11 protein-coding genes are annotated in these 13262 nt (G+C 71.8%); 4 read left to right on the forward strand and 7 right to left on the reverse strand.

The genetic code is table 11. From position 1 onward, the window contains the following. Nucleotides 1-81: 81 nt before the first annotated feature. Nucleotides 82-1731, reverse strand: a complete 1650-nt coding sequence (locus OG707_RS06020; RefSeq protein ID WP_329115135.1) for a CTP synthase — start codon at nt 1729-1731, stop codon at nt 82-84. 416 nt (nt 1732-2147) lie between these two features. On the opposite strand from OG707_RS06020, the gene OG707_RS06025 reads away from it, so the two are divergent. Both OG707_RS06025 and OG707_RS06030 read left to right on the forward strand, forming a co-directional pair. Beyond that, the gene (locus OG707_RS06025) at nt 2148-3950 is read left to right on the forward strand and encodes a glycoside hydrolase family 15 protein (RefSeq protein ID WP_329115136.1); all 1803 of its coding nucleotides are present in this window, start codon (nt 2148-2150) and stop codon (nt 3948-3950) included. Nucleotides 3951-3985: 35 nt separating this feature from the next. Beyond that, nucleotides 3986-5575 carry a PucR family transcriptional regulator gene (locus OG707_RS06030; RefSeq protein WP_329115138.1) on the forward strand — a complete coding sequence of 530 codons (1590 nt, stop codon included), beginning with the start codon at nt 3986-3988 and terminating at the stop codon, nt 5573-5575. Nucleotide 5576: 1 nt separating this feature from the next. On the opposite strand, the gene OG707_RS06035 is transcribed toward OG707_RS06030, so the two are convergent. Further along, nucleotides 5577-6668 (reverse strand): glycosyltransferase family 4 protein, encoded by a 1092-nt coding sequence (locus tag OG707_RS06035; protein ID WP_329115140.1) that lies wholly within the window; start codon nt 6666-6668, stop codon nt 5577-5579. Between the two features lie 175 nt (nt 6669-6843). Then, a complete protein-coding gene (gene recN / locus OG707_RS06040; protein WP_329115142.1) occupies nt 6844-8562 on the reverse strand; it encodes a DNA repair protein RecN in 1719 nt (572 codons plus the stop codon). Nucleotides 8563-8715: 153 nt separating this feature from the next. Between recN and OG707_RS06045 the strand changes: the two genes are divergently transcribed. Further along, nucleotides 8716-10047, forward strand: coding sequence for an ABC transporter permease (locus OG707_RS06045; RefSeq protein ID WP_329115144.1), 1332 nt, complete (start codon nt 8716-8718; stop codon nt 10045-10047). Here the strand turns inward: OG707_RS06045 and OG707_RS06050 are convergent. The 3 genes from OG707_RS06050 to OG707_RS06060 are packed head-to-tail and all read right to left on the reverse strand — an operon-like array spanning nt 10044 to nt 12038. After that, the gene (locus OG707_RS06050; RefSeq protein ID WP_329115146.1) at nt 10044-10955 is read right to left on the reverse strand and encodes an NAD kinase; all 912 of its coding nucleotides are present in this window, start codon (nt 10953-10955) and stop codon (nt 10044-10046) included. The genes OG707_RS06045 and OG707_RS06050 overlap by 4 nt on opposite strands. Then, nucleotides 10952-11767, reverse strand: coding sequence for a TlyA family RNA methyltransferase (locus OG707_RS06055; protein ID WP_329115148.1), 816 nt, complete (start codon nt 11765-11767; stop codon nt 10952-10954). Before OG707_RS06055 ends, OG707_RS06050 begins: the two co-directional genes overlap by 4 nt. A 7-nt stretch (nt 11768-11774) precedes the next feature. Further along, entirely contained in the window at nt 11775-12038 is a 264-nt protein-coding gene (locus tag OG707_RS06060; RefSeq protein WP_329115150.1) for a hypothetical protein, read from the reverse strand. 42 nt (nt 12039-12080) lie between these two features. On the opposite strand from OG707_RS06060, the gene OG707_RS06065 reads away from it, so the two are divergent. Beyond that, nucleotides 12081-12428 (forward strand): SCP2 sterol-binding domain-containing protein, encoded by a 348-nt coding sequence (locus OG707_RS06065; protein ID WP_329115152.1) that lies wholly within the window; start codon nt 12081-12083, stop codon nt 12426-12428. Here the strand turns inward: OG707_RS06065 and OG707_RS06070 are convergent. Continuing rightward, a complete protein-coding gene (locus OG707_RS06070) occupies nt 12412-13224 on the reverse strand; it encodes an ABC transporter ATP-binding protein (protein WP_329115154.1) in 813 nt (270 codons plus the stop codon). The genes OG707_RS06065 and OG707_RS06070 overlap by 17 nt on opposite strands. Nucleotides 13225-13262: the final 38 nt, after the last annotated feature.

The raw sequence follows: 13262 nt of genomic DNA on the forward strand, positions 1-13262 counted from the left end.
CTCGTCCTCCCACGACAAACAGAAACCGGGGTACGGAATCCCCTTCAGGATCTCGTACCCCGGCAACGTTAACTCCTGGAATTACTTGCCCGTCTTGCGCGCGACGGCAGCCTTCACCAGGCCGGCGAAGAGCGGGTGCGGGCGGGTCGGGCGCGAGCGCAGCTCCGGGTGGGCCTGCGTGGCGACCAGGTAGGGGTGGACCTCGCGCGGGTACTCGACGTACTCGACGAGCTTGTTGTCCGGGGACGTGCCGGAGAAGACGATGCCGGCCTTCTTCTCGAGCTCCGCGCGGTAGGCGTTGTTCACCTCGTAGCGGTGGCGGTGGCGCTCGTCGACGTACGGCTGGTCGTCGTAGGTCTCACGGACGATGGAGCCCTCGGCGAGCTTCGCCGGGTAGAGGCCCAGGCGCATCGTGCCGCCCAGGTCGCCGGCGCCCTCGACGTACGCGAGCTGCTCCTCCATGGTGGAGATCACCGGGTGGGCGGTGGCGGCGTCGAACTCGGTGGAGTTGGCGTCGGGGATGCCGGCCAGGTTCCTGGCAGCCTCGATCACGATGCACTGCAGGCCCAGGCAGAGGCCGAGCAGCGGGACCTTGTTCTCACGGGCGTACTGGATCGCGCCGATCTTGCCGTTGACACCGCGGTCGCCGAAGCCGCCGGGCACGCAGATCGCGTCCACGTCGCCGAGCTGCTTGGCGGCGCCGGCCGGCGTCTTGCAGTCGTCGGAAGCGACCCACTTCACCTTCACGCGGGCCTTGTTGGCGAAGCCGCCCGCGCGGATCGCCTCGGTGACCGAGAGGTAGGCGTCGGGCAGGTCGATGTACTTGCCGACCAGCGCGACGGTGACCTCGTGGTCGGGGTTGTGGACACGGTCCAGGAGGTCGTCCCAGGTCGTCCAGTCCACATCGCGGAACGGCAGGTCCAGCTTGCGGACGACGTAGGCGTCGAGGCCCTCGGTGTGGAGGACCTTGGGGATGTCGTAGATCGACTTGGCGTCGACGCACGCCACCACGGCGTCCTCGTCGACGTCGCACATCAGCGAGATCTTGCGCTTGATGGCGGTCGGCACGTCGCGGTCGGCGCGCAGGACGATCGCGTCCGGCTGGATACCGATGTTGCGCAGGGCGGCCACCGAGTGCTGGGTGGGCTTGGTCTTCAGCTCGCCGGAGGGGCCGATGTAGGGCAGCAGCGAGATGTGCACGACGAAGACGTTGTCGCGACCGACCTCGTGGCGGACCTGGCGGACCGTCTCCAGGAAGGGCAGCGACTCGATGTCGCCGACCGTGCCGCCGACCTCCGTGATGACCACGTCGACGTCGTCGGCGGCCATACGGCGGATGCGGTGCTTGATCTCGTTGGTGATGTGCGGGATCACCTGGACGGTGTCGCCCAGGTATTCGCCGCGGCGCTCCTTGGCGATGACCTGGGAATAGACCTGGCCTGTAGTGACATTGGCGGAGCCGTCCAAGTCAACGTCGAGGAAGCGCTCGTAGTGTCCGATGTCGAGGTCGGTCTCGGCTCCGTCGTTGGTGACGAACACCTCGCCGTGCTGGAAGGGGTTCATCGTGCCGGGGTCGACGTTCAGGTACGGGTCGAGCTTCTGCATGGTGACCCGCAGGCCCCGCGCCTTGAGGAGGGCTCCGAGGCTCGAGGCAGTCAGACCCTTGCCGAGGGAGGAGGCGACACCCCCGGTGACGAAGATGTGCTTGGTCGTCGTGGATTTGGGCTGCATGGCCAAGAGGGGGCTCCCGTGGTCGCGATTCTGAGGTGCGTGCCAGCGAACCGGACCGGAATCTTCCGGAGGTGCCGTCGCTGCGGTCGGGGGCTTAATCACCACCGGTCCACGGGGTACCAGGGTATCAGCGACGGCGGGAGGTCGCTTCCGGCCACGCACGGAGCGCTCTCACCGGAGCTTCACCGGACGGTCATCGCTCGCCCACCCGACGCTCACCCGTTCGGCCCAGCACTGTTGCCTGGAGGGCCGCGCGGATCACTAGGGTGCGTCGTATCCTGCTCGGACACTTCGCTGCCGAGCCTCCGGCAAACGGCAACATCCCCGCCAGCCCCCGGAAACAAAGCTCGTCAACGATCCCTTGACTGCAAGCGCCCTTGAGGGGGCGGACGTGGCCGTTCGACTGGAGATTGCACGTGGCCGGGCGCATCGAGGATTACGCACTCATCGGAGACATGCAGACCGCGGCACTGGTCTGCAGGGACGGCACGGCCGACTGGCTCTGCCTCCCACGCTTCGACTCGCACGCCGTCTTTGCCGGACTGCTCGGCACCGACGAACACGGTTTCTGGCGACTGGGCCCCGCGCACGCCGCGGACGACCCACCGCCGGCCGCCGACCGGCGCCGCTACCGCGGGGACTCCCTGATCCTGGAGTCCGAGTGGGACACCCCGCGCGGCACCGTCCGTGTGACGGATTTCATGCCGCCGCGCGACGGCGCGCCCCAGCTGATCCGCATCGTGGAGGGCGTGAGCGGGCGCGTGCCGATGCGCTCCGCGCTCCGTATGCGCTTCAGCTACGGCCGGGTCACGCCCTGGGTCCACAAGGTCGACAGCCGTACGGTCGCCGTCGCGGGCCCCGACTCGGTCTGGCTGGACACCTCGGCCGAGACCTTCGGCAAGAACCTGACGACGTACTCCGAATTCACCGTCGCACCGGGTGACCGGATCGCCTTCACGATCAGCTGGCAGCCCTCGCACAAGGAGCCGCCTCCCCTGGCGGACCCCGAGGGCGCGCTGACGCTGACGGAGGACTTCTGGCGGGAGTGGGTCGAGCAGTGCACGTACCACGGCCCCTACCGCGAGGCCGTCGTCCGCTCGCTGATCACGCTGAAGGCGCTGACCTACGCTCCGACCGGCGGCATCGTGGCGGCGCCCACGACCTCGCTGCCCGAGGACATCGGCGGCTCCCGCAACTGGGACTACCGCTACACCTGGCTGCGCGACGCCGCCATCACGCTCTCCTCGCTGCTGCGCACCGGCTACCGCGAGGAGGCCCGTGCCTGGCGCGAGTGGCTGCTGCGCGCGGTCGCGGGCGACCCGGAGAACCTGCAGATCATGTACGGGATCGCCGGTGAGCGCGAGCTCGGCGAGGCGGAGCTGGACTGGCTGCCGGGCTATGAGAATTCTGGTCCCGTACGTGTCGGGAACGGCGCCGCAGGCCAGCTGCAGCTCGATGTGTACGGCGAGGTCACCGAGGCCCTGCACCTGGCGCACATGACAGGTCTGGCCCGCAACGACCACGCCGCCCTCCTCCAGCTGAAGCTGATCCGCCACCTCGAGGACAACTGGGACCAGCCCGACGAGGGCATCTGGGAGGTCCGCGGCCCGCGCCGCCACTTCGTGCACTCCAAGGTCATGGCCTGGGTCGCCGTCGACCGCACGATCAAGCTCATCGAGTCGGGCGACGCCGACGGACCGCTGGAGAAGTGGCGCGATCTGCGCGACGACATCCACCGGGACGTCTGCGAGAAGGGCTACGACAAGGAGCGCAACACCTTCACCCAGTCCTACGGGTCGAAGGAGCTGGACGCCTCCCTGCTGCTCATCCCGCAGATGGGCTTCCTGCCGCCCGACGACAAGCGCGTCATCGGCACCATCGAGGCGATCCAGCGCGAGCTGTCCACGGAGGACGGCTTCGTCCTGCGTTACCCGACCACCGGCGAGGACGCGGGCGTCGACGGGCTCGAGGGCGACGAAGGCGCCTTCCTCGCCTGCTCGTTCTGGCTCGCCGACGACCTGGCGATGATCGGGCGCGTCGACGAGGCGCGGAAGCTCTTCGAGAAGCTGCTGTCGCTCCGCAACGACCTCGGTCTCCTCGCCGAGGAGTGGGACTCGCGGCTCCAGCGGCAGGTCGGCAACTTCCCGCAGGCGTTCAGCCATGTGCCGTTGATCGACACAGCCCTGCGGCTGACCGCTTCGGGAGCGTACGGCGGCTGATCTGCGGCCCAGGCGGTTCGGGTAGCGTCCGGGCCATGGAGAACCAGGGCGGGATCACTGTGCAGCGGGCGCTGGAACTGCCGGGTCTGCGCGGCGGCCTTCCCGAGGTCGTCGCGGGCGCGGACCGGCTTCAGCGCACCGTGCGCTGGGTGCACGCGGGCGAGGTGCCGAACATCGCCTCGCTGCTCAAGGGCGGCGAGCTGCTGCTCACCACGGGCCTGGGGCTCGGCACCCGGCCCGCCGAGCAGCGGGCGTTCGTCCGCAGGCTCGCCGACCGGGGCATCGCGGCGCTCGTCGTGGAGCTCGGGCCCCGGTTCAGCAGGCTGCCCGCGACGCTGGTGGAGACGGCGCGGGCCGCCGGGCTCCCTCTCGTACAGCTGCACCGTGAGGTCCCCTTCGTCTCGGTGACGGAAGAGGTCCACACGGAGATCGTCAATGGGCACTACGCGCTGCTGCAGCGGGCCGAAGAGGTGCACCGGCGTTGTACGGAGGCGCTGCTCGGCGGGGGCGGGGTGCCTCAGGTCCTGCGGATCCTGGCCGACTTCGCGTCCAATCCGGTTTTCCTGGAGACGGCGGACGGGCAGCTCCTCTACGCCGCCGGTGAGGACGAGCCGCTCCAGGTGTGGGAGGGGCTGCGCGGACACCGGCCCGCTGGTGCGGTGCTGGTGGAGGTGCCCGGCGGGGGTCCCGGGACGGGTTTCGTACGGGCTCGGATCGCGCTGATTCCGGTCGCGGGACCGCTCGCGCCGGTGCACCGCATGGCGGCCGAGCGGGCTGCGGGGATCCTGGCCGTCGTGCTGATGCAGGCGCGTCAGGAGGAGGAGCTGGCGGCGCGCGGGCGCGGGGATTTCCTCACCGATCTCGCGGAGGGCCGTATCAGCGCGGAGGACGCGCCCGCCCAGGCGCGGGTGCTCGGCTTCAAGCCGGGTGACGGACCGCTGCTGCCGGTGGTGATGCGGCTCGCCTCCGAGCTGTCGCCGACGGGGAACTGGGCGGTGCTCGCCCGGGCGGTCCTGGAGGAGCTGTCGTCGGTGGGGGTGCCGGTGCTCCTCGGCGTACGGCCTGTGGAGGGCCGGGTTCCGCTGCTGCTCGGGCTGCGCGGCGAGTCGGAGCGCACGGCGGTCGCCGACCGGGTCGCCGTGGCGCTGCGGGCCGGTGTGGAGCGGGCCGGGCTCGAACGCGCGGGGGCGCATCCGCCGGTGGTCGTGGTCGGGGTCGCGGGCGGCTGGGCGGCCGCATCCGCCGGGCTGCGGCACGCGGCGGAGACGGCCACGGCGGCGCAGGGGCTGTCCGACCGGCCCTGGTACGACGCACGGCGCCTCGACATCGACCTGCTGCTGTGGCGACTGCGGGACCACCCCGATCTCGCGGCTTTCGTGGACCGGGCGATCGGCCCGCTGCGCGAGCACGACCGGACCTCGCGGCCGCCTCTGTTGCCCACACTTCAGACGTACTTGGCGCATGCGGGCCGCAAGGCGGAGACGGCGCGCGAACTGCATCTGAACCGCCAGACGCTCTACAACCGCCTCGCCCGGATAGCGGAGCTGCTCGGCACGGACCTGGACGATCCGCAGACGGTGCTGGCCCTGAGCCTGGCGCTGCGGGCCCGCCGCCACACGTCGTGACTCAGCTGTGGTGGGTCAACTCGTCGTAGACGCTGAGGACTTGTGCCACCGTCTCGTCCTCGGTCGGCCAGCCGGCCGCCTGCGTCCGGCCTGCGGCCGCGAGCCCGGCGCGTCGCCCGGGGTCGGCGAGGAGCGCGGTCAGGCGTGCGGCGAGGGCTTTAGCGTCTCCGTACGGTACGAGCTCCGCGGCGTCGCCCACGAGTTCGGGCACTCCACCGACGGCGGTCGCCACCAGCGGGACGCCGAGGCGCAGCGCCTCCTGCGCCAGCAGGGATCTGGCCTCCCAGCGGCTGGGCAGGACGGCGACATCGGCCGCGGCGAGGAGTTCGGTGATGTCGTCCCGGCTGCCGATGAGCCGTACGGGCAGCGACTCGGCCTCGATACGGCGCTGCAGCGCGTCACGCTCCCGGCCCTCACCCGCGATCACCACGAGGGGAAGGGGGTCGAGTCCGCGCAGCAGCCCGGCGGCGTCGAGGAGCGTTCCGTAGCCGCGGTGGGCCACCAGGCTGCCCACGGCCATCAGCAACGGCCGGTCCACGGCGCCCAGTTCGGCCCGCGCCTTGCTCTCGACCCCGTCCGCGGGGAGCCGCGGCGAGGGCACGGCGACCGGGGCGAGGCGTGCGTCGCGCGCGCCCCGGCTGCGCGCCCGGTCGACGAGGTCGGAGGACGTGCCGAGCACAACGGCCGCCGCACGGGCGGCCCTTCGCTCCATGAGCCGCATGAGATGGCCGCGTGCGCCCTCGGCGTGCGCCCGGGTGTGCCAGGTGACGACCAGCGGAACGCGCTGCCCACTGAGGGCGAGTGTGGTCCGTACGGCCGCGTTCAGACCGTGCGCGTGGACGATGCCCGCTCCGGCGCAGGCGGCGCGCAGTGCGGCGACGGCGGCCGGGTCGCTGCGACGGGGTACGGGCACGAAGTGGGCGCCGGCGCCGTTGAAGTCGTAGGAGCGTTCCAGCGCGGCGGGGGCGCAGACCGTGACGCGCACGCCTCGCTCCACGAGCCCGGCCGCCAGGGATCTGACGTGCGCACTGCTGCCCGCGCTGCCGCCTCCGAGGACGAGGACGGCGTTCAGCGGGGCGGGGGTGCTGCTCACGTGGCCGGAGACTCCTGAGTCGGCGTCGGGCGGGAGGGGTTCTGCGCCCAAGGATGCCAGTTGGCACGCGCGTTCCGGCACTGCCGTGCCTCCGATCCCGTACGCGATGGCGTCAACTCGCGTCCTGGATCACCCACATGGGTGAGCGAACGGCTCAACCCGCAGCGTACGGCCCCTATCCGTCCCCCCGCGCCGTCGCCAGCAGCTCCTCCGCGTGGGCGCGTGCCGTCTCCGAGTCCTCCTGGCCCGCCAGCATCCGGGACAGCTCCCTCACGCGGTCCTCGCCCTCCAGGACCGTCACGCCGCTCCTGGTCACCGACCCGTCGTTCGTCTTCTCCACCAGCAGCTGGCGGTCCGCGAAGGCCGCCACCTGCGGCAGGTGGGTCACCACCACCACCTGCGCCGACTTGGCGAGCCGCGCCAGCCGGCGTCCGACCTCCACGGCCGCCTTGCCGCCGACGCCCGCGTCCACCTCGTCGAAGAGGTACGTCGGTACGGGGTCGGACCCCGCGAAGACGACCTCCACCGCGAGCATCACCCGCGACAGCTCACCGCCCGAAGCCCCCTTGGCGATGGGCCGCGGCTGCGCCCCGGGGTGCGGTGCCAGGAGCAGTTCGACCTCGTCCGCGCCGGTCGGCCCGTACGCGACGAGCCTGCCGCCCACCTCGACGCCCTCGGGGTCGTCGGCCTGGCGGATGTCGATGGAGACCCGCGCGTGCGGCATGGCCAGCGAGGCGAGCTCCGCCGTCACCGCCGCCGCGAACCGCTCCGCCGCCTCGGTGCGCGCATCGGTCAACGCCTGTGCCAGGCCGGACAGTTCGGCCCGCAGCGCATCGCGCTCCGTCGTGAGTTCACCGATGCGGTCGTCGTCGCCCTCCAGCTCGGTGAGCCGTTCGGCGCCGTCCTCGGCCCAGGCGAGCACGCCGGTGATGTCCACGCCGTACTTGCGCGTCAGCTGGGTCAGCGCTGCCCGCCGTTCCTCCACCGCGGCCAGCCGCAGCGGGTCGGCGTCCAGGTTGTCCGCGTAGCCCGCCAGCTCCCCCGCCACGTCGGAGAGCAGGATCCCGATCTCGCCCATGCGCTCGGCGAGCGCCGCGAGGGCGGGGTCGTGCGACCGTACGGCGTCGAGCGCCCGGCCCGCCCCGGCGACCAGGGTCGTCGCGTCGACGCCCTCCTGGTCCTCGGGGTTCCCGGCCAGCGCGCCGTGTGCGAGGGCGGCGGCGGAGGCGAGCGCCTCCGCGTGGCCGAGGCGCTCGGCCTCGGCGGCAAGTTCAATGTCCTCGCCGGGCAGCGGCTCCACACCGGCGACCTCGTCGAGCCCGAAGCGCAGCAGATCCGCCTCCTGGGCCCGCTCGCGCGCCCGCGTGGTCAGTTCGTCCAGCTCGACCACGACGTCGCGCAGCCGCCGGTAGGCCGCCGCGTACTTGGCGTGCGGCCCGGAGACCGCGTCGCCCGCGTACCGGTCCAGCGCCTGCCGCTGCCGGGCCGGTCGCAGCAGCCCCTGCTGGTCGGTCTGCCCGTGTACGGCGACGAGGTCGTCCGCGAGTTCGGCGAGGAGCCCCACCGGCACGGAGCGCCCGCCGAGGAACGCCCGTGAGCGCCCCTCCGCGGAGACCGTACGGCTGACGAGCAGCGCCCCGTCGTCGAGTTCGGCCCCGGCCTCCTCGGCCCGTACGGCAGCGGGCGCACCCGCCGGGACGGTGATCCGCCCCTCGACCACCGCCGACTTGGCCCCGAGCCGCACCAGCGCGGCATCCGCACGCCCGCCCAGCAGCAGCCCCAGGCTGGTCACCACCATGGTCTTGCCCGCGCCGGTCTCGCCGGTCACCGCGGTGAACCCGGGTGACAGCTCCACGACAGCGTCGTCGATGACCCCGAGCGACCGTATCCTCATCTCCTCCAACACGGACACGACCTTACGAGGTCCCGGGCCCGGTGTGCGACGGGCCCCGCACCGTCACTCTCCCGTGCACGGGGGAAAACCCCACCCCAATCGGGGTGATCACCTCATGGCACCCGCCGCGCCTCCCCCGGCACGATGCAATTCATGGGTACAGGACTGTCGCTCTCGGCACTGCGCGGGCACCGCCCCGCCTTCGTAGGAACGGTGGTGGCGGCGCTGTTCGCGGCGATCGTGGTGAGTGCGTCGGCGACGGTGCTGATCGCGACCGGCGGCGACGGGGTGTCCGCGCAGGCGCGCAGGACGATGACCGCCAACAGTGTCGGGGACACCGCCGTGGTCCTTCTGATGGTCTCGATCTACATGTCGATTTTTGTCGTCGCGTCGACGATGGGGACCGCTGTGGTGCAGCAGCACCGCGAGCTCGCGCTGGTCCGTGCGGTGGGCGCGAGGCCCCGCCAGGTCCGCCGGGCCGTGGCCGCCCAGGCCCTCGCGGCATCCGTGCCGGCGGCGCTCGTGGGTGCGGTGCTCGGCTCGGCGCTGTCCCGGCTGTGGTTCGACGCGATGGTGACGCACGGACTGATTCCGCAGGGCGTGCCGTTCGGCTTCACCTGGCTCGTCCTGCCGATCTGTGTGGGCGTCGCCGTGGTGACCTCGACCGCCGCCGCGATGCTCAGCTCGCTGCGCTTCTCGCTGCTGCGCCCTGCCAGGGCGCTGGACGAGGCGACGGCGGGCCGCCGGGGTCTGGGCCGGGTGCGGGCGCCGCTCGGGGTGATCGCGGTCGCCGGCGGGCTGTTCCTCTCCGTACTGCTGTCCCGGCAGGACGCGGAGGAGGCGGGCCAGGCCGCGTTCTTCGTACTGATCCTGTTCTGCGTGGGCGTGGGGCTGCTCGGCCCGCGCCTCGTCGGCCCCGCGGCCCGGATCGTCTCGGCGCCCTTCGGCCGCTTCGGGGTCACGGCCCAGCTGGCCGCGCTCAACGTCCGCTCGCAGCCGCGCCGTTTCTCCGCGGCGGTCGTCCCGCTGGTCCTGGCCACGGGGTTCGGGCTCATCAAGATCATGACGCTGGCCACCGCGCAGCACCGTACGGGCAGCGCGGGCAGCCCCGGCGACGTATGGCTGGAGTACCTCGGCACGGCGCTCTACACGGGCTTCGCCGCGATCGCCGCGGCCAACACCCTCGCCATGATCTCCTTCGAGCGCCGCCGCGACATCGCGCTGCTGCGGGTGGTCGGCACAAGCCCCTCCCAGGTGCGCGCGATGGCGGTCTGGGAGGCGCTGATCGTGGCGGCCACCGCACTGGTCCTGGGTACGGCGATCGCCCTGCTGACGCTGGCCCCGATGCTCGGCACCGCGTACGGATCACCCTTCCCGTACGTCCCCTGGCAACTTCCTCCGGGCGCCGTCGCGGGAACCGCGGCACTCACCGTGCTCGCCACAGGAATCCCCGTGCACACAGCTCTGCGCAGGCCCGCCGTCTAGTTCGGCGCCCCGCGCCAACCCGCCACCGGCAGCGCGAACTTCGCGACCAGACGGTCGGTGAACGACGCATGGTGCAGCCGCGCCAGCCGTACGGGAACAGCCCCGCGTCGCACCTCCACCCGCGCCCCCGCGGGCAGCGGAACCGACCTGCGCCCGTCGCACCAGAGCACCCCCTGCGGGGTGTGCGGCTGTACCTCGACGGCGAGCACCGACGTCGGCGAGGTGACGAGGGGCTTGGCGAAGAGCGCATGGGCGCCGATCGGCACCATCAGCAGCGCCTCCACCTCGGGCCAGACGACAGGACCGCCGGCCGAGAAGGCGTACGCGGTCGAGCCCGTCGGGGTGGCGCAGACGATCCCGTCGCAGCCGAAGCCGGTCACCGGGCGTCCGTCGATCTCCAGGACGACCTCGAGCATCCGCTCGGGCTCGGTCTTCTGTACGGCGGCCTCGTTGAGCGCCCAGTCCCGGTGCACGACGTCCCCGTTGTTGTGCACCAGCACATCGACGGTCATCCGCTCCTCGACCTCGTACGCACGGGTGACGACCCGGTCGACGACCTTGTCGAGGTCGTCGCGCTCGGCCTCGGCCAGGAAACCGACCCGCCCCAGGTTGACCCCGAGCATCGGCACCCCGGAGGCGCGGGCGAACTCGGCGCCGCGCAGCAGCGTCCCGTCACCGCCGAGGACGATCAGCAGCTCGCAGTCGTCGAGCGCCGCGGGCGTCGCCTCGGCCACCAGCTGCACCGATGCGGGCAGCGGCAGGTCGGCCGCCTCCGCCTCCAGTACCCGTACGCCCAGGCCGCATTTGAGCAGCCCTTCGACGACGAGTTCGGCACTGCGGATGGCCGCCGGCCTTCCGGTGTGCGCCAGCAGGAAAACGGTGCGCGTCGCTGCTGCTTCTTCTGTCACTGCGGCCCCTCTGCCACTGCACGGTCCACATCGGCCGGATCGAGCGCGGGCGCATCCGCCCGCAGCCACAGAAAGTACTCGACATTCCCGGAAGGTCCAGGCAGCGGGCTCGCGGTCACGCCCCGTACGCCGAGGCCGAGTTCGGCCGCCTGGCGCGCCACGGTCCGTACGGTCTCGGCCCGCAGTTCCGGGCTGCGGACGACACCGCCGCTGCCGAGCCGGTCCTTGCCGATCTCGAACTGCGGCTTGACCATCAGGACCAGGTCGGCGTCGGGCGCGGCGCACCGGGCCAGCGCGGGAAGCACCAGGCCAAGGGCGATGAAGGAGAGGTCGCCGACGACCAGATCGGCCGGCATTCCGTCGATCGCCTCGAGCGTCAACTCGCGTACGTTCGTACGGTCCTTCACGGTGACCCGGTCGTCGCTCTGCAGCGACCAGGCGAGCTGCCCGTACCCGACGTCCACGGCGACGACGCCCGACGCCCCCGCCCGCAGCAGCACATCGGTGAAGCCGCCGGTGGAGGCGCCCGCGTCCAGCGCGCGCCGCCCCTCGACCTTCAGCCCGAGCGGTACGAAGGCGGCGAAGGCCCCGGCGAGTTTGTGCCCGCCGCGCGAGACGTAGTCGGGATCGGTGTCGTCCTTGAGCACGACGACGGCCGCGCTCGTCTCGACCTGGGTCGCGGCCTTGGTCGCGGTGGCGCCGCCGACGGTCACCCGCTTCGCGGCGATCAGCTGACTGGCGTGCTCGCGCGAGCGCGCGAGGTTGCGGCGGACCAGTTCGGCGTCGAGGCGGCGGCGTGCCACTCCTGCCACGTTTCGTTCAGCTCCTGCGGTCGTACTGAGTCGATGTCGGGGGAGCCGGAGGACCCGGGCGTGCGTCCAGCGCGTCCAGCGCCTCACGCAGCCCCCGGTGTACATCTTCGTACACCTCGATGTGTCCGTCCGCCGGGAGGTGGTCCGCGTCGCCGAGCCGCTCCAGTTCCGCGTCGACCTGCGCGTTTCCGGTGGGTGTCCGCACCACGCCCAGGGGCACGGGCGCTGTGGGGTCCTGCACCGCGGTGGGGCCGCCGTCGCTCTCGCTCATGCCAAGACGCTACCGCGATCCACTGAGGTACCGTCGATCACGATGGCCACGACAGAGGAGTGCCGCAGCGCGCTCGACACGCTTTCGGACAACATGGCGCAGGCGAACAGCCAGGTCCGCAGCGCAGCCGCGCTCGACCGCTCGCTGAGCTGCCACATCACGGACCTCGACGTCACCTTCACCGGCCGTCTGGTGGACGGTCGTATCGAAGTGCGGGACACCCAGCACGGCCCGCCCCGCGAGAAGGCCGAGATCCGCCTCGCCATGAAGGGCGACGACCTGGTCGCGATGGTCGGCGGCGAGCTGAACTTCGCCAAGGCGTGGGGCTCGGGCCGGGTCCGCCTGGAGGCGGGCTTCCGCGATCTGCTGCGGCTCAGGACACTGCTGTAGCCGTACGGGCACGAGCCTTGCGCCCGGCCGGCACCACGAGCGGAGTCCCGGTCTCCGGATCGTCGATGACCTGGCACTTCACCCCGAAGACCCGCTCCACGAGGTCTGCGGTGACCACATCCTCCGGGGCGCCCTCCGCCACGATCTCCCCGGTGCGCATCGCGATCAGATGGGTGGCGTAGCGCGCCGCGTGATTCAGGTCGTGCAGGACGGCCACGAGCGTGCGCCCCTGCGTCTCGTGCAGGTCGGCGCAGAGGTCGAGGACGTCGATCTGGTGCTGGATGTCCAGGTACGTCGTCGGCTCGTCGAGCAGCAGCAACGGCGTCTGCTGGGCCAGCGCCATCGCGATCCACACCCGCTGGCGCTGCCCGCCGGAGAGTTCGTCGACATAGCGATCGGCCAGCTCGGCGACGCCCGTCGAGGCCATCGACTCCTCGACGACCCGCTCGTCCTCGGGCGACCACTGACGCAGCAGCCCCTGGTGCGGATAACGCCCGCGCGCGACCAGGTCGGCGACGGTGATGCCGTCCGGGGCGATCGAGGACTGCGGCAGCAGCCCCAGCGTCTTGGCGACCTTCTTCGCGGGCATCGAGCCGATGGCCTGCCCGTCGAGGAGGACCCGCCCCTTCGTCGGCTTGAGCATCCGCGAGAGGGCCCGCAGCAGGGTGGACTTGCCGCACGCGTTGGGTCCGACGATGACCGTGAAAGAGTTGTCCGGTATCTCGACGGACAGGTTCTCCGCGATGGTCCGCTGGTCGTAGCCGAGGGTCACGGCTTCGGCGGTCAGTCGCTGCATGGTCCTGCTCCTGGAATTCCTGGAAGTCGACGGGGTCA

Origin of the sequence: Streptomyces sp. NBC_01465 (assembly GCF_036227325.1) — a bacterium.
Classification (GTDB): Bacteria; Actinomycetota; Actinomycetes; order Streptomycetales; family Streptomycetaceae; genus Streptomyces.